The 18,868-nt window shown below is 73.1% G+C and carries 20 protein-coding genes and 3 tRNA genes; 13 read left to right on the top strand and 10 right to left on the bottom strand.

Annotated features, from left to right (window positions below; genetic code table 11):
• Positions 1 to 69: 69 nt before the first annotated feature.
• The 3 genes from ACQPYX_RS01225 to ACQPYX_RS01215 all read left to right on the top strand — a co-directional run bounded on the left by ACQPYX_RS01225 (position 70) and on the right by ACQPYX_RS01215 (position 1,769).
• Positions 70 to 705, top strand: a complete 636-nt coding sequence (locus ACQPYX_RS01225) for a DUF3159 domain-containing protein (RefSeq protein ID WP_433801096.1) — start codon at positions 70 to 72, stop codon at positions 703 to 705.
• 63 nt (positions 706 to 768) lie between these two features.
• On the top strand, positions 769 to 1,437 hold the full coding sequence (locus tag ACQPYX_RS01220; RefSeq protein ID WP_433801095.1) for a thermonuclease family protein: 669 nt from the start codon (positions 769 to 771) through the stop codon (positions 1,435 to 1,437).
• Between the two features lie 2 nt (positions 1,438 to 1,439).
• Positions 1,440 to 1,769, top strand: coding sequence for a hypothetical protein (locus ACQPYX_RS01215; protein ID WP_433801094.1), 330 nt, complete (start codon positions 1,440 to 1,442; stop codon positions 1,767 to 1,769).
• A 45-nt stretch (positions 1,770 to 1,814) separates the two neighbouring features.
• On the opposite strand, the gene ACQPYX_RS01210 is transcribed toward ACQPYX_RS01215, so the two are convergent.
• Together ACQPYX_RS01210 and ACQPYX_RS01205 are read right to left on the bottom strand one after the other, a co-directional pair.
• Positions 1,815 to 1,887: transfer RNA gene (locus ACQPYX_RS01210), tRNA-Arg, on the bottom strand.
• Positions 1,888 to 1,930: 43 nt separating this feature from the next.
• Positions 1,931 to 2,020: transfer RNA gene (locus ACQPYX_RS01205), tRNA-Ser, on the bottom strand.
• A 212-nt stretch (positions 2,021 to 2,232) separates the two neighbouring features.
• On the opposite strand from ACQPYX_RS01205, the gene ACQPYX_RS01200 reads away from it, so the two are divergent.
• Positions 2,233 to 3,264 carry a zinc-binding dehydrogenase gene (locus ACQPYX_RS01200; protein WP_433801093.1) on the top strand — a complete coding sequence of 344 codons (1,032 nt, stop codon included), beginning with the start codon at positions 2,233 to 2,235 and terminating at the stop codon, positions 3,262 to 3,264.
• A 63-nt stretch (positions 3,265 to 3,327) separates the two neighbouring features.
• Here ACQPYX_RS01200 and ACQPYX_RS01195 read toward each other — a convergent pair whose 3' ends face one another.
• Positions 3,328 to 5,079, bottom strand: coding sequence for a phosphatidylglycerol lysyltransferase domain-containing protein (locus ACQPYX_RS01195; RefSeq protein WP_433801092.1), 1,752 nt, complete (start codon positions 5,077 to 5,079; stop codon positions 3,328 to 3,330).
• A gap of 18 nt (positions 5,080 to 5,097) precedes the next feature.
• Complete coding sequence (locus tag ACQPYX_RS01190; protein ID WP_433801091.1) at positions 5,098 to 5,802, bottom strand: dienelactone hydrolase family protein; 705 nt, start codon at positions 5,800 to 5,802, stop codon at positions 5,098 to 5,100.
• 98 nt (positions 5,803 to 5,900) lie between these two features.
• Between ACQPYX_RS01190 and hisC the strand changes: the two genes are divergently transcribed.
• Positions 5,901 to 6,947 carry a histidinol-phosphate transaminase gene (gene hisC / locus ACQPYX_RS01185; protein WP_433801090.1) on the top strand — a complete coding sequence of 349 codons (1,047 nt, stop codon included), beginning with the start codon at positions 5,901 to 5,903 and terminating at the stop codon, positions 6,945 to 6,947.
• On the opposite strand, the gene ACQPYX_RS01180 is transcribed toward hisC, so the two are convergent.
• Complete coding sequence (locus ACQPYX_RS01180; RefSeq protein WP_433801089.1) at positions 6,866 to 8,032, bottom strand: acyltransferase family protein; 1,167 nt, start codon at positions 8,030 to 8,032, stop codon at positions 6,866 to 6,868. The two genes, hisC and ACQPYX_RS01180, sit on opposite strands and share 82 nt — an antisense overlap.
• 142 nt (positions 8,033 to 8,174) lie before the next feature.
• Between ACQPYX_RS01180 and ACQPYX_RS01175 the strand changes: the two genes are divergently transcribed.
• Positions 8,175 to 8,861 (top strand): DUF1990 family protein, encoded by a 687-nt coding sequence (locus ACQPYX_RS01175; protein WP_433801088.1) that lies wholly within the window; start codon positions 8,175 to 8,177, stop codon positions 8,859 to 8,861.
• A gap of 22 nt (positions 8,862 to 8,883) precedes the next feature.
• On the top strand, positions 8,884 to 10,071 hold the full coding sequence (locus tag ACQPYX_RS01170) for a low temperature requirement protein A (protein WP_433801087.1): 1,188 nt from the start codon (positions 8,884 to 8,886) through the stop codon (positions 10,069 to 10,071).
• Between the two features lie 64 nt (positions 10,072 to 10,135).
• On the opposite strand, the gene ACQPYX_RS01165 is transcribed toward ACQPYX_RS01170, so the two are convergent.
• Positions 10,136 to 11,239 carry an FAD-dependent oxidoreductase gene (locus ACQPYX_RS01165; protein WP_433801086.1) on the bottom strand — a complete coding sequence of 368 codons (1,104 nt, stop codon included), beginning with the start codon at positions 11,237 to 11,239 and terminating at the stop codon, positions 10,136 to 10,138.
• Between the two features lie 68 nt (positions 11,240 to 11,307).
• Here ACQPYX_RS01165 and ACQPYX_RS01160 point away from each other — a divergent pair, with 68 nt between their 5' ends.
• Complete coding sequence (locus tag ACQPYX_RS01160; protein WP_433801085.1) at positions 11,308 to 11,955, top strand: TetR/AcrR family transcriptional regulator; 648 nt, start codon at positions 11,308 to 11,310, stop codon at positions 11,953 to 11,955.
• A 2-nt stretch (positions 11,956 to 11,957) separates the two neighbouring features.
• Here ACQPYX_RS01160 and ACQPYX_RS01155 read toward each other — a convergent pair whose 3' ends face one another.
• The 3 genes from ACQPYX_RS01155 to ACQPYX_RS01145 form a co-directional block, all read right to left on the bottom strand.
• Entirely contained in the window at positions 11,958 to 12,305 is a 348-nt protein-coding gene (locus ACQPYX_RS01155) for a hypothetical protein (RefSeq protein ID WP_433801084.1), read from the bottom strand.
• A 22-nt stretch (positions 12,306 to 12,327) separates the two neighbouring features.
• Positions 12,328 to 12,412 (bottom strand) — tRNA-Ser (locus tag ACQPYX_RS01150).
• Positions 12,413 to 12,558: 146 nt separating this feature from the next.
• Complete coding sequence (locus ACQPYX_RS01145) at positions 12,559 to 13,023, bottom strand: MarR family winged helix-turn-helix transcriptional regulator (RefSeq protein WP_433801083.1); 465 nt, start codon at positions 13,021 to 13,023, stop codon at positions 12,559 to 12,561.
• 77 nt (positions 13,024 to 13,100) lie between these two features.
• Between ACQPYX_RS01145 and ACQPYX_RS01140 the strand changes: the two genes are divergently transcribed.
• Positions 13,101 to 14,096, top strand: coding sequence for an NAD(P)H-quinone oxidoreductase (locus tag ACQPYX_RS01140; RefSeq protein WP_433801082.1), 996 nt, complete (start codon positions 13,101 to 13,103; stop codon positions 14,094 to 14,096).
• 63 nt (positions 14,097 to 14,159) lie between these two features.
• On the opposite strand, the gene ACQPYX_RS01135 is transcribed toward ACQPYX_RS01140, so the two are convergent.
• A complete protein-coding gene (locus tag ACQPYX_RS01135; protein ID WP_433801081.1) occupies positions 14,160 to 15,377 on the bottom strand; it encodes a cysteine desulfurase-like protein in 1,218 nt (405 codons plus the stop codon).
• Between the two features lie 204 nt (positions 15,378 to 15,581).
• Here ACQPYX_RS01135 and ACQPYX_RS01130 point away from each other — a divergent pair, with 204 nt between their 5' ends.
• The 4 genes from ACQPYX_RS01130 to glfT1 are packed head-to-tail and all read left to right on the top strand — an operon-like array spanning position 15,582 to position 18,863.
• Entirely contained in the window at positions 15,582 to 16,145 is a 564-nt protein-coding gene (locus ACQPYX_RS01130; RefSeq protein ID WP_433801080.1) for a bacterial proteasome activator family protein, read from the top strand.
• A gap of 47 nt (positions 16,146 to 16,192) precedes the next feature.
• Positions 16,193 to 17,158: a galactan export ABC transporter permease subunit Wzm/RfbD gene (gene wzm, locus ACQPYX_RS01125; RefSeq protein WP_433801079.1), complete on the top strand. Its 966-nt coding sequence runs from the start codon at positions 16,193 to 16,195 to the stop codon at positions 17,156 to 17,158.
• Positions 17,159 to 17,163: 5 nt separating this feature from the next.
• Positions 17,164 to 17,970, top strand: coding sequence for a galactan export ABC transporter ATP-binding subunit Wzt/RfbE (gene wzt, locus ACQPYX_RS01120; RefSeq protein ID WP_433801078.1), 807 nt, complete (start codon positions 17,164 to 17,166; stop codon positions 17,968 to 17,970).
• Entirely contained in the window at positions 17,967 to 18,863 is an 897-nt protein-coding gene (gene glfT1, locus ACQPYX_RS01115) for a galactofuranosyltransferase GlfT1 (RefSeq protein WP_433801077.1), read from the top strand. Before wzt ends, glfT1 begins: the two co-directional genes overlap by 4 nt.
• The last annotated feature ends 5 nt before the right edge of the window (positions 18,864 to 18,868 follow it).

Raw genomic sequence — 18,868 nt, 5'->3', positions numbered from 1 at the left:
CGGACCGGACGTGGTCTGCGTCACGTGAAGCTTGAGTGTGCCGCAGCGGCACGGACTTCCCTCGAGGACATGAGCGAGCAGCAGACCGACACCCCGACGCGACCCGCCGCTCCCACCGTCCTCGAGCAGATGGGCGGGCCGGCGGGCTTCGTGTACTCGACGATCCCGGTGATCGTGTTCGTCACCGCGAACGCCTTCCTCTCCCTGCCGGTCACCCTCGCGGTGTCGCTGGCGGCCGGCCTCGGCCTGACGGTGTTCCGGCTCGTCCGCGGCGAGAAGGTCGCCTCGGCGATCGGGAGCCTGCTCGGGGTGGCGGTGGCGGCCGCCCTCGTCGCTGCGACCGGGTCGGCGAAGGACTTCTTCGTCATCGGCATCTGGGCGTCCCTCGCGGGCTTCGTCGTCACCGCCGCGTCCCTGCTGGCGCGGCGGCCGATCACCGGCGTCGTCTGGAACCTCGTGCACGGCGGCCGGCACCCCTGGCGGGCGCACCGCCCGGTGCTGCGGGCCCACGACGTCGCCACCCTCGCCGCCGCCGTCGTGTTCGGCGCCCGCTTCGTCATCCAGCAGTGGCTCTACCTCGCCGACGCGACCGGCGGGCTCGGCCTCGCGCGGGTCGTCATGGGGACGCCGCTGACGGTGCTCGCCGCGCTCGTCGTCGTGTGGGCCCTCCGGCGGAGCTCGAAGGCGCTGCTGCCCGCGTCGTAACGCGCCGGGCGGATCTCCCGACACCAGCCTCGACACACGGGAACGGTCGGGGGGACGACGGAAGTGCGCACGGCATACAAGGTCTGGTCGGGGATCGCGGCCGGGGTGTTCTGCCTCGTCGCGATCGGCGACCTGTCGAACGTATCGAGCACGACGACGACGGCTCCGGCTGCCGTCAGCGCCCCCGCGGCCCCCACGTACGTGGCGCCCGCCGCGGCCGCGCCGGTCGCGGCGCCCGAGCCGACCGGGGACACCGTGACGGTCACCGACGTCGTCGACGGCGAGACCGTCGTGGCGGGCGGGCAGCGCATCCGGATCCTCGGCATCGACGCCTGCGACCCGTCGACCTACGGCGGGCGGCAGGCGACGTCCACGGCCGAGACCTATCTCGAGGGGCAGCAGGTCACGCTCCGGACCGAGCCCGGCGTCGAGCAGGACCGCAACGGTCGGCTGCTGCGCTACGTCGAGACCGGCGCCGGCGACTACGGCACGCTCGCCGTCACCTACGACCACACCCGGGTCGACGACGCGAGCCGGGCCGACGCCTCCTACCTCGACGAGCTGCGCTCCGCCGACCCGAACGGCCGGACCTGCTCGGCGCCGGAGACCTCCTCGCCGTCCACCTCGGACGACGACGACCACGTCTCCGTCCCGCTGCCCCGCCGGGGCGATAACGGCCTGCCCGACGGTGCGCTCACCGGCGGCTACTGCGCGAAGAAGTGGTGGTGCTGACGATGACCTCGCGTCGCTCGAACTCCTCCGGCCTCGGCGCCGTCGTCGGGGTCGTCCTGCTGATCGGCCTGGCGATCCTCATCATCAAGTGGGCCCTGATCACCGCCGCGATCCTGGCCGTGCCGTTCGGCCTGTGGTGGGTGTACGACCAGGTCCGGCAGCGCACGGTCGTCAACCGGCGCGCCGAGGTCGAGGGCCGTGCGGTGGTCGACGCCGGCGGGGGCTGCGGGTGGTGCGGCTCGCGGATCGCGCACCGGGACCTGGACACCGGCGGCCTCGTCATGCCGGCCGACTTCCACCGGGACGAGATCGAGGCGACGCTCGCCGCCTGACACGACGAAGGGCCCGCCACCGGTCGGTGACGGGCCCTCGTGATGCGCGCCCGAAGGGATTCGAACCCCTAACCTTCTGATCCGTAGTCAGATGCTCTATCCGTTGAGCTACGGGCGCAGGTTCTTGAATTGTTCCACGGCAGACTGGTGCCCTGCCGCTGCGGAGGCTCCGGGATTTGAACCCGGGATGGGGGGTTACCCCAAACCGCATTAGCAGTGCGGCGCCATAGACCAGACTAGGCGAAGCCTCCCGGAGCCCTGGGGCCCACCGGGAGAAGACATTACACGTCGCCCGTCGGGCCCTTGACGGCCACCCCCACCCGCCCGGGGCGGCTCTCGGCGACGATGGCGACCTGCTCCCACCGGACGCGAGCACCCCGCCACCGACGGCGGCCTCGTCGTCGATGCTGTGAGACATCAGGCGCGCCGCATGCGTGGGAGGCGCACGAGGTAGTCCCGGGGCATGAAGGCGACGCTCATCTATGGCGCAGGCGACATCCGGGTCGAGGACGTCCCCGACCCGAAGCTGGAGAACCCGACCGACGCGATCGTGCGGATCACGCACTCCTGCATCTGCGGGTCCGACCTGTGGCCCTACAAGAGCCGCGAGGCGACCCAGGAGGGTGGCCGGATCGGCCACGAGTTCATCGGGGTCGTGGAGGAGGTCGGCTCGGACATCAGCCGGCTGAAGCAGGGCGACGTCGTCGTCGCCCCGTTCTTCTACGCCGACGGCACGTGCGAGTACTGCCGGGCCGGCCTGACGACCGCGTGCCCGAACGGCAGTGCCTGGGGTGCCGAGACCGACGGCGGTCAGGGCGAGGCGGCCCGCGTGCCGTTCGCCGACCACTCGCTGATGAAGCTCGACGTCCCGGTCGAGTCCGACCTCATGCCGAGCCTGCTGACGCTCTCCGACGTGTTCGGCACCGGCCACCACGCCGCCGTGTCGGCGCGGGTGGAGCCGGGCAAGGACGTCGTCGTCGTGGGCGACGGCGCCGTCGGCCTGCTGGCCGTGCTGGCCGCGAAGCGCCTCGGCGCCGAGCGGATCGTCCTCATGGGCCACCACCAGGACCGCACCGACCTCGGCCGTGAGTTCGGCGCCACCGACGTCGTCGCCGAGCGCGGCGAGGAGGGCGAGCAGAAGGTCCGGGACATCCTCGGGACCGACGGCGCGCACTCGACGGTCGAGGCCGTCGGCTACGACCAGTCGCTCTCGACCGCGATCAACGTGACGCGCCCGGGCGGCTTCGTCGGGATCGTGGGCGTGCCCCAGAGCGGCACGATCCCGAACGCGGCGCGCAAGTTCAGCGCCAACATCACCATCGCCGGCGGCATCGCGCCGACCCAGGCGAACATGCACGAGCTCCTGCCCGACGTGATGGACGGCAAGGTCGAGCCGGGCAAGGTGTTCAACAGGACGATCTCGCTCGACGAGACCCCGGAGGGCTACCGCGCGATGAACGACCGCGAGGCGCTGAAGGTGCTCGTTCGCCCGTAGAGGTGCCGAGGCTCGTGAGTACTCATCCGTGCCAGAACACGGATGAGTGCTCACAGGACGAAGTCACCTCCGCAGCACCCGCAGCAACGCGGGCGGCCTGCCGCCGTAACCCTCCGCCTCGAAGGCGGCCACGGCGATGCGCGGCAGGTCGCGCACCGCGTCGAACACGAGGAACCGCGGGACCCAGGTCGGGCCGAAGCGGGCGTTGAAGCGGTAGAGCGTCTCGATCTGCCACCAGCGCGAGGCGATCCGCAGCAGGCGCGCCCACAGCCGGGCCACCGGGCCCGCCCCGATCCGCTCCCCGCGTTCGAGGGCCGAGCGGAACACCGCGAAGTTCAACGAGACCCGGTCCACCCCGAGCCCCCGGCACGCCGCCAACAGGTCGGTGATCAGCAGCTCGTTGAGCCCGTTCTCGGTGACGGTGGGGTCGCGGATCATGAGGTCCAGCGAGAGCCCCTCGGTCCCCCAGGGCACGAACTGCAGCAGGCCCCGCGGCGCACCCTCGGCGGTCGCGACGACGACGACCGCCTCCGGGTCGGCCTCGGCGTCGCCCACCCGGGAGAGCGCCATCGAGAAGCCGCGCTCGTCCGGCCCTCCGCGCCAGCGCTCCACGCACGCGGCCAGCTCGCCGAGCTCCGCGGCCGACACGTCGTGCAGGCGCCGCACGGTGGTCTCGTACCCGGCGCGCTTGATCCGCGAGACGGCCTGCCGCACGGTGCGCATCGCGCGGCCCTGCAGGGAGAAGGTCGCGACGTCGACCACGGCCTCGTCGCCGAGCTCGAGCGCGTCGAGTCCGGCCTCGCGGGACCACACGCGGGCGCCGGTCTCGGAACAGCCGAGCACCGCGGGCACCCAGCCGTGCCGTCGGCACACGGCGACGAACTCCTCGATCGCCCCCGGCCACGCCTCGACGTCTCCCAGCGGGTCCCCGGAGGCCAGTGCGACCCCTGCGACCACGCGGTACGCCACCGCCGCCTTGCCGGTCTCGGAGAACACCACCGCCTTGTCCCGGCGCAGGGCGAAGTAACCGAGCGAGTCCGCCTTGCCGTGCTTGTCGAGCAGCCCGCGGATGCCGGCGACCTCGTCGGGCGTCAGCTCCGGACGCGGCTCGGAGGACCGCAGCAGGAAGTAGCCGCCGAGGACGAGGGCGCCCACGCCGAAGGTCAGGCCGACGGCGGAGGTCAGGTCGTCGTACCAGACGAAGCGGAAGGCGACCGGGCCCTCGACGCCGATCAGCGAGAGCAGCGCGTGCAGCAGCTTGTCGCCCACCGACGGACGACCCACCAGGAACGAGGGCCGCACGAACAGCAGCATCGCGCTGACGATGACGAAGCCCGCGACGAGGAGCTGCAGCACGACGCGGACGGCGACGAAGCGGCCGACCGGATCGGGCAGGGCGTCGAACTCGCGCCGGGTCCACAGCAGCCCGAGCAGCAGGATCACGGCCACGACCAGCGGCGGGATCGGGTGTCGTCCCAACGCGTGCGACGCGATGATCACCAGACACAGCACGACGGCGAGCTGCCAGGCGCGACGCTTGCGTCGCCGCAGCCCGGTGGCCAGCAGCATCAGGCCCACGCCCGCCGTCGCGAGGACGACGGTGCCCACGAGCGTGGCCTCGACGGGGAGCCCGAACCACGCGGCCGGCTCCAGGCGTCGTCGGGCCGCCGGGGCGAAGATCGAGATGATGGACAGGAGACCGACGATCCGGGCGGACCACACCACGACCCGGGCGATCCGGGCCCGGCGCCGCCGTTCCCGGCGGACCTCGTCGTCGGCACCCTCCTCGGTGTCCGCGACCCGAGTGCCTGTCACCTGTGACCTCCGGTCAAGTCAGCGCAGATGCGCGTCGAACCAGTTCAGCACGCGGTGCCGCGCCTCGCTCCGGGTCCCCTCCTCGCCCTCACCGGCCGCGAGGGCGTCCGGCACCACCGGGGAGTCAGCGTCGTCGAAGCGGTGCTCGGTGTCCGGGTACACGATCACGTCGACCACGGCGCCGGAGGTGTGCGCGGCCTCGCGCAGTCGGTCCACGTCCTCGGGGTCGACCGGGTCGCCGGTCTCGCCGTAGAGCCCCAGCCAGGGGCAGGTCAGCTCCCCGACGACGTCGAGGAGCGGGGGGAGGCCGTCGGCGAGGGGCCGCGCGACACCGGCGGCGGCGACGGTCACGGCCGCGCCGAGCGAGCGCTGCGAGGCGACGACGAGGGCCGCGGTGGCGCCGAGGTCGAAGCCCAGGACACCCATGCGGTCGGCGGAGACGCCGTGCTCGGCCAACCACCCGAACGAGGCGTCGGAGTCGGCGAGCACCGAGGCACCCGAGACCTCGTCGGCGGAGCCGGTGCGGTGGAACAGGTGCGGGGCGACGGTCAGCCAGCCCTCGTCCGCGAGCCCGGCGACGATGCGCTCGGTGCGCTCGGTGACACCCCGCGAGGAGTGCAGCACGACGATCCCGCCACGGATCGGGGTGCCGTCCGGCTCACCGACGGTCACCGCGAGCTCGGTGTCGTCGACGAGCGGGATCGTCTCGGTGCGGGTCGTCATGGGAGCAGCCTTCCATGAGCCGACCCCCGGGTGCCGCGTGGTCTGACCCGATGAGCGCAACCGGTTCCACCGGCGCGTCGCCGCACTACGGTGGCGGTGTGACACCGCTGCGCCCCGACCTCTCGTCGCTGCCCGCCTACGTCGCCGGCCGGACCGTGCCCGGCGCGGTCAAGCTGGCCAGCAACGAGATCGCGCTGCCCCCGCACCACCGCGTGCAGGAGGCCGTCGCGCAGGCGGTCGCCGCCGGGAACCGCTACCCGGACATCACCGTCACCACGCTGTCGCAGCGCCTGGCCGAGCACCTCGGCGTCGGCCCGGAGCGGATCGCGGTCGGCTGCGGGTCGGTCGCCCTGTGCGGGCAGCTGGTGGCGGCGATCTGCTCGCCCGGCGACGAGGTCGTCTTCCCGTGGCGCTCCTTCGAGGCCTATCCGATCGTCTCGGTGATCGGCCACGCGACGCCGGTGCCGGTCCCGAACACCGCGGGCCACGAGCACGACCTCGAGGCCATGCTCGCGGCGATCACCGACCGCACGCGCATCGTGTTCGTCTGCAACCCGAACAACCCGACGGGCACCGCGGTCCGTCGTCGGGACCTCACCGACTTCATGGCCCGGGTCCCGGAGCACGTGCTGGTGGTGCTCGACGAGGCCTACCGCGAGTTCGTCGCGGACGAGGACGTCCCCGACGGGCTGACGCTGCTCGACGCGCACCCGCACGTCGCGGTGCTGCGCACGTTCTCCAAGGCGCACCGCCTCGCCGGGCTGCGGGTGGGCTACGCGGTCGCGCCGCCCGACCTCGCGGCCGCGCTGAAGAGCGTGTCCGTGCCCTTCTCGGTGTCGGCGCCCGCGCAGGCGGCGGCGATCGCGGCGCTCGACGTCCTCGACGACCTGCTCGCCGACGCCCGCGCGGCCGCCGCCGAGGCCCGCCGGATGGCCGACGAGCTGCGCGGCGCGGGCTACGAGGTGCCCGAGACCCACGCCAACTTCTGCTGGCTGCCGCTCGGGGAGCGCACGCAGGCCTTCGCCGAGCACGCCCTCGACCACAAGGTCGTCGTGCGTGCCTTTCACCCCGACGGCGTGCGCGTCACCGCGGGGGCGCCCGAGGAGAACGAGCTGCTGCTCGACGCCGCGCGCTCCTTCGGCTGACGCCGGGTGGTGAGGGCCCGGAAGGCGGGGCGCTCCACGCAGCGCGTGAGCAGCCAGCCGAGCGTGAAGGCCAGGACCAGCACGCCGATCAGCCGGCCCCACCCGGTCACCCCCGCGTAGTCCTGCGCGAGCCAGGCGAAGAAGTAGCCGATCTGCTGGTTCATCAGGTAGACGCCGTAGGAGACGCCGGCCGCCCAGCCGATGACGCGCGGCAGCGGCCCGATCCGCAGGAAGTCCCAGTCCGGGCCGAGGGTCGCCGCCGCGATGAGCAGGCACGCCACGGCGAGGACGATCGCCGAGTCGGTGTCCGGCGTGATCACCGCCTCGGCGAGCACGCCGGCGGCGGTGAGGGCCGCGAGGTGGGTCAGCGAGATGCGCCGCGTGCTGGCCAGCCACATCGCGAGTCCGATGGCGAACAGCTGCCAGCGCCACATGACGAGGCCGTCGGAGAGGAACTTCAGCCAGCCGGTCGCGTAGGTGGCGAGCAGGACCGGGGCGACGACGCCGAACCATGCGAGCAGCGGCAGCACGCCCGGCCGGCGCCAGAGGTCCCGGCCGAGCAGCCCGACGGTGAGCGCCACCAGCGTGAACACCCCGAGCTGGAGCGGCAGCGTCCAGTAGGAGTGGTCCATGTACGTCACGGCCGGGTCGAAGCCCTGCACGAGCAGCAGGTTCCCGACGAGGTCGCGCACGCCGGGCCGCCAGTACCCGTAGTCGGCGGCGAGCAGCGTCGCGCCGTAGGTGACGAGCACGGCGACGAGGTAGGCGGGCAGCAGCCGGGCCAGCCGGTGGGTCCACCAGCGTCCGGGCCGGCGCTTCGCGATCGTGACGCAGATGAAGAACGCCGAGACGACCATCAGCGTGTTCGCCCCGGCCTCGACGCTCCAGGTGAACGGCGGCGGCGCGAGCCACGGCATCACGCCCTGCGCGGTGTAGGTGGCGTGCTGGACGACCACCGAGAGCACGGCGAGGACCCTGATCACGTCCCAGGACAGGCGGCGCTCGCCCGACGCGGCGGGCTGCAGCAGCCGGCCGGTGGGCTCGGCGCTGCGGACCCGGACGGGGCGTTCCTCGAGGAGCGTCATCGGCGCCGGAAGTTACGGACGGCTCCTGAGCGGTCGCTGAGAGACGCGTGTGTGCTCGCCGTCGGGCCGCCGAGCGGGCTGTGACGCTCGGCAACCGGGCCGGGCCGACCCGACGAGCGGGAAAACGGGTATGAGGAGCGCGATGCGGACGATGCGGCTGAGCCCGGTGTCCGATCCGGCGGCCGACCTCGCCGAGATCGCGGGCCTCGAACTCAACTACGACCCCTCGACGACGAGCGGGCGGGGCTGGCACCACGACCGGCTCCGGCACACGCTCGCGGTGGAGGACCCCGGCGACCCCGAGCCCGGCGGGCCGTGGGAGATCGCCTGCGCGCTCACCCACGACTACGAGTTCGCCGACCGGCACATCATGTCGGCGCTCTTCCACGCCGACGTCCCGCTGAAGGGACGCGACATGCTCCTCGAGGGGCGGTTCGTCGTGCTGCGCTTCCCGATGGGGGTGCGGGTGGACACCGTGGTCGACGAGACCCGGCGGCGGGCCGACGGCGCCGAGGAGCGGGTGTGGGGCTGGAGCTACCAGACCCTCGGGCGGCACCTGGAGCGCGGCCGGCTGGTCTACGAGGTCGTCAAGAACACGACGACGGGCCGGGTCGAGTTCGTGATCACGGGCGTCTCGTCGCGGGCGTCGATCCCGAACCCGGTCATCGCACTCGGCTTCCTCGTGTTCGGCCGCTTCACGCAGCGGCGCTTCTACCGGGCGGTCGCGGCGAAGCTCGAGGAGCGGGTGCGTCACGTGCTGGAGGGGCAGCCGCGGCCGACCCCGGCCCCCGTCGGGCCCGGCGACATCGTTCGGGCGCCGTCGGCTTGACGCGGATCTGACAATCGCGGGCGTGACGAGCCCGCGCACGGAATGGCGGCGGCCGATGGTCGCCCGGGACCCCCAGGAGTCGCACCGGGCGGCATCGCCCCTGGAACTGCTGTTCGACCTGGCGTTCGTCGTCGCGATCGCCCGTGCGGCCGCGGAACTGCACCACGCGATCGCCGAGAACCACGTCGGCGCAGGCCTGTCGAGCTACCTGCTCGTGTTCTTCGCGATCTGGTGGTCGTGGATCAACTTCACGTGGTTCGCCTCGGCCTACGACTGCGACGACGCGCCCTACCGCGCCCTGGCCCTGCTCAAGATGGCGGGCGTCCTGGTGCTCGCGGTCGGGGTCCCGGACGTGTTCCGCGGCGACCTCGGCACGGTCATCCTCGGCTACACGATCATGCGGGTGGCGATGGTGGCGCTCTGGCTGCGCGCCGCCGCCGGGGACCCGTCCCGACGACGGGTCTGCCGGACCTACGCGGTCGGGCTCGTCGTCCTGCAGGTGCTCTGGGTGCTGCTCCTGCTGGTCCCGGCGCCGTGGATCTACGTCGGCGCGGTGGTGCTGATCGTCGCCGAGGTGTCGCTGCCCCCGCTGGCCGAGTCGCGCGGGCCGGCCACGCCGTGGCATCCCGAGCACATCGCCGAGCGGTACGGCCTGCTGACGCTGATCGTGCTCGGCGAGGTGATCCTCGGGATCACCAACGCGTTCGCGGGCGCCCTGACCGAGGCCGGCTTCTCGATCGGCCTGCTGGTGCTCGGCCTGGGCGGCCTGTTCGTGGTCGTCGGGCTGTGGTGGATCTACTTCCTGGCCGGCGACGACGAGGGCCTCACGTCGCTGCGCGTCGCCCTCACCTGGGGCTATGGGCACTACCTGGTGTTCGGGGCGGTCGCCGCGGTCGGGGGCGGGATCGAGGCGGCCGTCGACGTGGAGGAGCACATCGCGCACGTCTCCCCCGTGACGGCGGCGTTCTCGGTGGCCGTGCCGATCGCGGTCGTGCTCGTGACGTTGACGCTGCTGCGGCGCCTCACCTGGGCGGCGGGCTCGCTCGTGCCGGGGCTGGCGGTGGGCGGGGCCGTCGGGGTGCTGGTGTGCGCTGCGCTCGCGGGCCTGGTCGGCGACGGCGTGTCGATCCTGCTCATGGGCGTGGTGCTGCTGGTGGTGCTCGTGGCGTTCCTGCTCACCGCGCGACGCCGGGCGCGGGTGCACGCCTGACGTCAGCACCGGCTCAGCGCTGACATCGGACGTCAGGACGGCGCCACTGGCACGTCCGGCATCGTCAGGAAGCCATCTGCTCGAACCAGCGGATCAGGCCGTACGGGGCGTCCGCGCCGTACATGAGTCGGTGCAGCTCCGCCCCGTCGGGCGTCGCGTTCCGGGCGAACATGGCCTGCTCGTGGGCGGTGAGGGCGGCCTCGACGTCGCCGGGGTGGGCGGCGATCGCCAGGGCGAGCTCGGCGCCGTCCTGCATGGCCAGGTTGGCGCCGTCGCCGTTCGGGAGCGCGAGGTGCGCAGCGTCCCCGACGAGGGTGACGCCGGGGACCCGCTCCCAGCGGTGGCCGACGGGCAGGGTGTGGAGGCGCCGGACGACCGGCGGCACGTCGCTCTCGGTGAGCAGGGCCGTGAGCTCCGGGGCCCAGCCCTCGAACTCGGCTGCCACCCGGTCGGTGATCGTGCCCGGCTCCAGGGCGTCGAACCAGGCGAGCGGGCGGTCGAGCGCCACGTAGGCGTGCAGGGTGCCGCCGCTCTCCCGGTGAGCCGAGATGCCCTGCCCGGGGGCCAGCGCCATCATCGCGCCCCCGCCGACCGTCGCGGCCGCCTCCGGGTGGCGGACGTCGCCGTCGTACAGCCAGGTCTCGACGTACGAGTGGCCGGCGTAGGTCGGCGTCGCCGAGGAGAGCAGCGGCCGGACCCTCGACCACGCGCCGTCCGCGCCGACCAGGAGCTCGGTGGTCACGCTCGTCCCGTCGGCGAAGGACAGCTCGTGGCGGCCGTCGCCGCGCGGCCGGACCGCGGTCACCTTGTGCCCCCACCGGACCGTGCCGTCCGGCAACGCGTCGAGCAGGAGCCGCCGCAGGTCGGCCCGCTGGACCTCGGGGCGCCCGCCCGAGCCGTCGTCGGGCTCGTCGACGAGCACCGTGCCGTGGGCGTCGAGGATGCGCGTCGCCTCGCGGCCCTCGAGGACCAGGGCGCGGAAGCCCTCGGTGAGCCCGGCGGCCGCGAGGGCGGGCTGTCCGTCCTCGGCGTGGATGTCGAGCATGCCGCCCTGCGCCCGGGCGTCGGCCGAGGCCTCCGCCTCGTAGACCACGGACGGGATGCCGTGCACGTGCAGGACCCGGGCGAGCACCAGACCGCCGAGCCCCGCACCGATGATCGTGACCATGTCGTCTCCTCTGGAACGTCGTTCCATCGCAGTTTGGAACGACGTTCCAGGCGTGTCAAGATGACCGGGTGCCCCGGCGTACCGAATCGCTCTCCCGCGACCAGATCGTGTCGACGGCCGTCGAGGTCCTCGACGCGGCCGGCGAGAGCGGGCTGACCTTCCGCGTGCTGGCCGAGCGCCTGGCCACCGGACCCGGGGCGATCTACTGGCACGTGGCGAACAAGGACGAGCTGCTGGTCGCGGCCGCCGACGCGGTCGTCGGGCGGGCCTTGGCGGAGGAACCCGCGTCCGGGTCGCCGGAGGACCGGCTCCGGGCCGTCGCGCTCGGGCTCTTCGACGCCGTCGACGAGCACCCGTGGGTGGCGGCACGGCTCTCGTCCGGCCTCGGGCAGGCGTCGAGCCCGCGCATCCTCGAGGCGGTCGGTCGTCAGGTCCGGGCCCTCGGCGTGCCGCGCGCCGACTGGTTCGTCACGACGACGGTGCTGGTGCAGTACATCCTGGGCGCCGCCGCGCAGAACGCGGCGAACGCGCAGGCCGCGCCGTCGGTCGGGAACCGCGAGGAGTTCCTCGACGCCGTGGCGACGGCGTGGGAGGAGCTGGATCCCGAGGAGTTCTCGTTCACCCGCGAGATCGGCGACCAGATGCGCCACCACGACGACCGCGAGCAGTTTCTCGCCGGGATCGACCTGGCACTGCGGGGGATCGCGGCGTCGTGAGGTCAGGTCCGGGTCGACGGACCGTAGACGCGTCGGGTGCGGTCGTCGAGCGCCGCGCGGACGTCGGCGGCGGCGTGCCGGGCCGGCTGCAGCATCGTGTTGCGGTGGGCCACGATCGCGTCGACCAGCTCCTGGGTCTCGCGGCCGACCGCCGGGCACACGTCGCCGGAGGCGTGGTCCACGGCGCGGCCGAGCAGAGCGGCGACGCGCGCCAGCTCGTCGAGCACGTCTGCGGTCCACCCGAAGCGGTCGCTGCCCGGCGGACGCAGGTGCGGGCCGTGCTGGTCGAGCGCCTCGAGTGCTTCCGCGGCCCGGCGAGCCAGAGCGACGCCCGTGTTCTCGATCGTCACGGCCGTTCAGCGTAGGAGAGTGCGGAAGCGGGGGGATTCGAACCCCCGGTCCATCGCTGGACGTCCGCTTTCAAGGCGGATGCAATCGGCCGCTCTGCCACGCTTCCGCGGGTCAGGGTAGGGGCCACCGGCGCGCGAGGCGCGGCAGGACGGGCGCCGAGGCGTCACCCATCGGTCCGCCGGCCCACCTGCGGGACGCATGGGTGACGTCTCGCCGCCCGATCCGGCCCGACCCGTCGTCGGGAAGAGGCTCCTACGGACGCAGCTTCGCGACGATGCGCTCCATCACGTCGCCCATGACGCGGCGCTCGTCCTCGTCGAGCAGGTCGACGAAGTGCTCCCGGACGCCACGGAGATGGTCCGGCGCCGCCTTCTCCAGGCGAGCGAACCCCTCGGGGGTGAGGACGGCGAAGACGCCGCGGCCGTCGGAGTCGCACACCTCGCGGCGGACCAGGCCCTGCCCCTCGAGCCGCGCGACCTGGTGCGACAGGCGCGATTTCGACGCGACGACCTCCTCGGCGAGCGAGGTCATCCGCTGGCGGTGGTCGGCCTTCTCGGAGAGCCGGACGAGGATCTCGTAGTCGGCGAACGCGAGATCGTGCTGGTCGGAGAGCTCACGACCCAGCCGGCCGAGCAGGAGCGCCTGCCCGGCGATGAAGTTCCGCCAGGCACGCCACTCCTCGGCGTCGAGCCAGCGCGGCTCCTCCGAGGTGGACATACCGCCATCCTAGACGCAGGTCGCGTCGAGGATCGTCCTTCTGCGTCGCCGCGCCCGGGCCACTAGCGTCCGCCGTCGTGTACGGCATCGCCATCCGTGAGCCCGGCGGACCCGAGGTCCTCGAGTGGACCGAGCAGCCCGACCCCGAACCCGGGACGGGCGAGGTGGTCCTCGACGTGGTCTCCGCGGGGATCAACCGCGCCGACGTCATGCAGCGGCAGGGCAACTACCCGCCGCCGCCCGGGGCGTCGCAGCTGCCCGGCCTGGAGTGCTCCGGCCGCGTGAGCGCGGTCGGGCCGGGCGTGAGCGGCTGGAACGTCGGCGACGAGGCGTGCGCCCTGCTCGCCGGCGGCGGCTACGCGCAGAAGGTCGCGGTGCCCACGGCGCAGCTGCTGCCGATTCCCGCCGGGGTCTCGCTCGAGGACGCGGGCGGGCTGCCCGAGGTGGCGTGCACGGTCTGGTCGAACCTGGTCCTGACGGCGGGTCTGCGCTCCGGCCAGACGCTGCTCGTCCACGGCGGGAGCGGCGGGATCGGCACGCACGCCATCCAGGTCGGGAAGGCCCTCGGCGCGACGGTCCTCGCGACGGCGGGGCACGACGACCGCCTGCAGCTCTGCCGCGACCTCGGCGCCGACGCGGCGCTGGACTACCACGGTGACCTGGTCGAGCTGGTCAAGGAGGCCACCGACGGACGCGGCGCCGACGTCGTCCTCGACCACATCGGCGCGCGGAACCTCGACGCCAACCTCGACGCGATGGCGCCCGGCGGCCGCATGGTGATCATCGGCCTCATGGGCGGCGCCAAGGGCGAGATCAACCTGGCCAAGATGCTGACCCGCCGGCTCTCGGTGGCCGCCACGTCGCTGCGCGGCCGGCCGGTGGACGGGCCCGACGGCAAGGGCGCCATCGTCGCGGCGGTGCGGACGGACCTGTGGCCGCTGGTGGAGTCGGGCCGGGTGCGCCCGATCGTGCACGAGCGCATCCCGGTCCAGGAGGCGGCCCGCGCCCATCAGCTCATGGACGACGGCGGCGTCGTCGGGAAGATCCTGCTCGAGGTGCCGCCGGCGTCGTGACGATGTGGCCCTCCTGCCACTGGACGACAGCAACGACGCTTTGCTGTCACGAGGGGGGAGGGCTCACATCCGCGACAACGCCTCCAGCAACGCGTTCACGTCCGCGCGCGAGGTGTAGTGCGCCAGGCCGATCTTGACGACGCCGCCGATCTCGGCGCCGCCGATGACCTCGAGCGCGCCCTGGTCGCCGGGGTCGATCAGGACGCAGACGCCCCGGTCGGCGACGCGCTCGGCGACCTCCTGCGCGGTGCGCCCGGCGACGACGAAGGCGACGGTGGGGATCCGCCGCGCCGGGTCGCCGATCACGGTGACGCCGGGCAGGTAGCGGAGTTCCTGGACGAGGTAGGTCGTCAGCTCGTCGTGGTGGGCCCGCAGCGACGACATCGAGGTGAGCACCCGGTCGCGCCGGGAGCCGCGGGCGCGGTCGTCGAGCTCGGCGAGGTGGTCGACCGACGCGGCGAGCCCGGCCAGCAGCGCGACCGGGGCGTCGCCCACCTCGAGCCGTTCGGGCCCGCGCGCGGCGGCGTCGAAGGACACGGCGGGCAGCCGGTCGAGCAGCTCGGGCTGCCGGAACACCAGGGCGCCGACCGACGGGCCGCCCCAGGCCGCCGCGGAGAGCACCATGACGTCGGCGCCCATCGTCTCCAGGTCCAGCGGCAGGTAGGGCGCGGCCGCCGAGGCGTCCACGACCATCAGCGGCTCGATGCCCGACGCGGGGGCCGGCAGGGCGTGCACCTTGCGCGCGATCGCGGCGATCTCGGTGCGGGTGCCGAGGTGGCCGCAGGCGGCGGTGACGGTGACGACGCGCGTGCGCTCGCCGAGCAGGTCGTCGTACTGCCAGCTCGGGAGCTCGCAGGTCTCGATGTCCACCTCGGCCCAGCGCACCGCCGTGCCGGCCCGCGAGCACGCCCGCGTCCAGGGCAGCACGTTCGCGCGGTCGTCGAGCCGGGAGACCACGACCTCGTCGCCCAGCGACCACTGCGAGGACAGGGTGTCGGCCAGCCGCTCGAGCAACGACGCCGCCGACGCGCCGAGCACGACGCCCTTGGGGTCGGCGCCGACGAGGTCGGCCACCGCGCGGCGGGCGGCGTCGACGATCGCGCCGCCGCGCTGCGAGGCCGGGAAGACCGAGCCCGGCGGGGAGACCGGCGCGCGCAGCGCCGAGGACACCGCGGTCGCCACCTGCTCGGGCACCTGCATCCCGGCCGGCGCGTCGAGGTGGACCCAGCCGTCACCGAGTGCGGGGACCTGGCCCCGGACCCGAGCGACGTCCACCGTCATGCTCCGGCACGGTACGGCGGCTCCGTCCGGTAGCCGAGCCCGGTCCGTCCGGCGCTCGACCGGCGGAGGGTCCTGGTCGGCAGGGGGCTCGACCGGTGCAATCCGGACCGTTCGCCTGACGGAGTGGCGTCACTGCCACTGGATGACGGCAACGACGCTTCGCTGCCACGACGGGGTCGCCGCGGATCCGCCAGGATGGCGGCCATGAGCGACCAGCCCAGCGACTCGTCCGGCGCCTCCGAGGGTGACCAGGTGATGATCGTCGGCGCCGACGGCCGGCCCGTCGGCACCGTGCGCATGCCCTCCGGCGAGCGCGGCGACGCCGTCGAGGAGAGCGACGGCGAGCGCGAGGACCTGTCGTCGGCGGTCGAGGAGCCGGCGAAGGTCATGCGGATCGGCACGATGATCAAGCAGCTCCTCGAGGAGGTGCGGGCCACCGAGCTCGACGACGCCAGCCGTCGTCGGCTGAAGGAGATCCACGCGTCGAGCCTCGCGGAGCTCGAGTCGGCCCTCTCGCCCGAGCTGCGCGAGGAGCTGGCCCGCATCATCGCCCCGTTCGAGGGGGACGACACCCCCACCGACGGTGAGCTCCGGATCGCGCAGGCTCAGCTGGTCGGCTGGCTCGAGGGACTCTTCCACGGCATCCAGACGGCCCTGGTCGCCCAGCAGATGGCGGCCCGCATGCAGCTCGAGCAGATGCGCCGCGGCCTGCCCGCGGGCGCCGGCGGGGCGGGCGGCACCGGGGGGACGACCGGCCAGTACCTCTGAGGGCTGCCATCCGGGGCCTCACGTGACGGTAGGTACGCTCACCGCCCGTGGCCGTCCCTGCACTCGCGCGTCCCGGCGCCGACGATCCGTCGGACGACGACGCCGCGGGGGCCGACCTCCACGGGGCGTCGCCCCGATCGTGGCGACGCGCCTTCGGCGACATCCGCCAGGCGATCGCGCAGCGTGAGCTGTGGGGGCACCTCGGCTGGCAGGACATCAAGCAGCGCTACCGGCGCTCCACGATCGGCCCGCTGTGGATCACCATCAGCATGGCCGTGACGGCCGCGGCGCTGGGCGGGCTCTACTCCCAGCTCTTCGGCCAGCCGATCGGCACGTTCATGCCGTACGTGACCGTCGGCTTCATGATCTGGTACTTCATCAGCGCCTGCGTGCTGGAGGGGACCGAGACCTTCATCGCCAACGAGGGCCTCATCCGGTTCCTGCCGGCCCCGCTGATGATCTACGTGTTCCGCACGGTGTGGCGCCAGGTGCTGTTCTTCGCGCACAACGTGGTCGTCTACCTCATCGTGCTGGCCATCTTCTTCGGCCAGCTCGACGAGCCGTACCGGATGATCAACAAGCTGAGCGACGGGACGCCGGGCATCCTGCACCCCGGCCTGTCCTGGACGGCGCTGCTCGCCATCCCGGCCTTCGTCGTCATCGTCGCGAACGGCCTCTGGGTGACGCTGCTCTTCGGCATCATCGCCACGCGGTTCCGCGACATCCCGCCGGTGGTCTCGAGCTTCATGCAGCTCTTCTTCACCATGACGCCGATCATCTGGACCCCGGACCTGCTCGCCGGCGGAGCCCCGGGGAGCACGAAGGCCCTGGTGGAACAGCTGGCGCGGCTCAACCCCTTCTACCACTTCATCGAGATCTTCCGGGCCCCGCTGGTCGGTCAGGTGCAGAGCTGGACGCACTGGGCGGTCGTCGGTGTGATCACCGTGGTCGGCTGGGCGCTGGCCCTGATCGCGCTCCGCAACTACCGCTCGCGCGTCGCGTACTGGGTGTGACACACATGGTCTCGATCGATGTCCAGGGCGCGAGCGTCGACTTCCCGATCTTCGACGCGAAGAACCGCAGCCTGAAGAAGTCCGTCCTCGGGCGCGCGGGCGGACGGATCACCGACGCGAAGGTGCCCGTGGTCGAGGCGCTGCGCGACATCGACCTGCACCTGCGCCAGGGCGACCGGGTCGGCCTCGTCGGGCACAACGGCGCCGGCAAGTCCACGCTGCTGCGCCTGCTCGCCGGCATCTACGAACCGACCCGGGGCCGCGCCCGGATCCGGGGCCGGGTCGCCCCGGTCTTCGACCTCGCCGTCGGGATGGACCCGGAGATCTCCGGCCTGGAGAACATCCTCATCCGCGGCCTCTTCCTCGGCATGACGCGCAAGGAGATGGAGCGCCGCGTCGACGAGATCGCCGAGTTCACCGAGCTCGGCGACTACCTGCGGATGCCGCTGCGCACCTACTCGACGGGCATGCGGGTGCGGCTCGCGCTCGGCGTCGTCACCTCCATCGACCCCGAGATCCTCATCCTCGACGAGGGCATCGGCGCGGTCGACGCCGCGTTCCTGGAGAAGGCCCGCGACCGTCTGCGCGACCTCGTCAGCCGCTCCGGGATGCTCGTCTTCGCCTCGCACTCCGACGAGTTCCTCGTCGAGCTCTGCGACACCGCGATCTGGATGGACACCGGGGAGATCAAGGAGCAGGGCTCCCTGCGCGAGGTGGTGAGCCACTACAAGGGCCGCGACCTCTTCGAGACCCTGAGCCCGGAGACCCTCAAGCGGATCGGGGCGGACGCGACCGGCGAGGTCCGCCCGTGACCGGCAGCGTGCACGCGGTCGTCGTCACCCGCCACCGCCCGGAGCTGCTCGCGGACGGCCTCGCCGTCATCGCCGCCCAGACCCGCCGTCCGGACCACCTCGTCGTCGTGGACAACGGGCCGGACGAGAAGACCCGCGAGGTCGTCGAGTCCTGCGGGCTGCCGGTGACCTACCTGCCCTCGCACCACAACCTCGGCGGCGCCGGCGGCTACGCGCTCGGCATGCTGACCGCCCTCGCCGCCGGCGCGGACTGGCTCTGGATGGCCGACGACGACGGCCGCCCGGCCGACGAGCACGTCCTCGCGACGCTGCTCGAGGTGGCGGAGCGGCGCGGGCTCGCCGAGGTCTCCCCGGTGATCGCCGACGCCGCCGACCCGCAGCGGCTGGCCTTCCCGCTGCGCCGCGGCCTGACCTGGGTGCGTCGCCGCAGCGACCTCGACGGGTTCGGCGACGGCGAGCTGATGCCCGGGATCGCCCACCTGTTCAACGGCGCGCTCTTCCGCGCCGAGACACTCGATGTGGTGGGCGTGCCCGATCTTCGCCTGTTCGTGCGGGGCGACGAGGTCGAACTGCACCGCCGCCTCATGCGCTCCGGGCTTCCCTACGGCACGTGCCTGACGACGGCCTACGTCCACCCCGACGGGTCCGACGAGTTCAAACCGATGCTCGGCGGTCGGCTGCACGCCCAGGACCCGGGCGACGCCACCAAGCGCTACTACACCTACCGCAACCGCGGCTACCTGCTCGCGCAGCCCGGGCTGCGCAAGCTGGGCGCCATCGAGCACCTGCGGTTCGGCTGGTACTTCCTCGTCGAACGACGCGACCCGACGGCGCTGCGCGAGTGGCTGCGCCTGGTCCGGCTCGGTCGTCGCGAGAAGTTCCGCCGGGCATGAGCTCC

It is taken from the genome of Actinomycetospora sp. CA-084318 (assembly GCF_050955885.1).
Classification (GTDB): Bacteria; Actinomycetota; Actinomycetes; order Mycobacteriales; family Pseudonocardiaceae; genus Actinomycetospora.
This window is presented reverse-complemented; position numbering and strand designations above follow the sequence as displayed.

Excerpts from the sequence above, each read along its gene's own strand:
- ACQPYX_RS01225 (WP_433801096.1), top strand. The coding sequence starts at position 70 with ATGAGCGAGCAGCAGACCGACACCCCGACGCGACCCGCCGCTCCCACC.
- ACQPYX_RS01215 (WP_433801094.1), top strand. The coding sequence starts at position 1,440 with ATGACCTCGCGTCGCTCGAACTCCTCCGGCCTCGGCGCCGTCGTCGGG.
- ACQPYX_RS01200 (WP_433801093.1), top strand. The coding sequence starts at position 2,233 with ATGAAGGCGACGCTCATCTATGGCGCAGGCGACATCCGGGTCGAGGAC.
- ACQPYX_RS01190 (WP_433801091.1), bottom strand. The coding sequence starts at position 5,802 with ATGACGACCCGCACCGAGACGATCCCGCTCGTCGACGACACCGAGCTC.
- ACQPYX_RS01180 (WP_433801089.1), bottom strand. The coding sequence starts at position 8,032 with ATGACGCTCCTCGAGGAACGCCCCGTCCGGGTCCGCAGCGCCGAGCCC.
- ACQPYX_RS01175 (WP_433801088.1), top strand. The coding sequence starts at position 8,175 with ATGCGGACGATGCGGCTGAGCCCGGTGTCCGATCCGGCGGCCGACCTC.
- ACQPYX_RS01165 (WP_433801086.1), bottom strand. The coding sequence starts at position 11,239 with ATGGTCACGATCATCGGTGCGGGGCTCGGCGGTCTGGTGCTCGCCCGG.
- ACQPYX_RS01145 (WP_433801083.1), bottom strand. The coding sequence starts at position 13,023 with ATGTCCACCTCGGAGGAGCCGCGCTGGCTCGACGCCGAGGAGTGGCGT.
- ACQPYX_RS01135 (WP_433801081.1), bottom strand. The coding sequence starts at position 15,377 with ATGACGGTGGACGTCGCTCGGGTCCGGGGCCAGGTCCCCGCACTCGGT.
- ACQPYX_RS01130 (WP_433801080.1), top strand. The coding sequence starts at position 15,582 with ATGAGCGACCAGCCCAGCGACTCGTCCGGCGCCTCCGAGGGTGACCAG.
- wzt (WP_433801078.1), top strand. The coding sequence starts at position 17,164 with ATGGTCTCGATCGATGTCCAGGGCGCGAGCGTCGACTTCCCGATCTTC.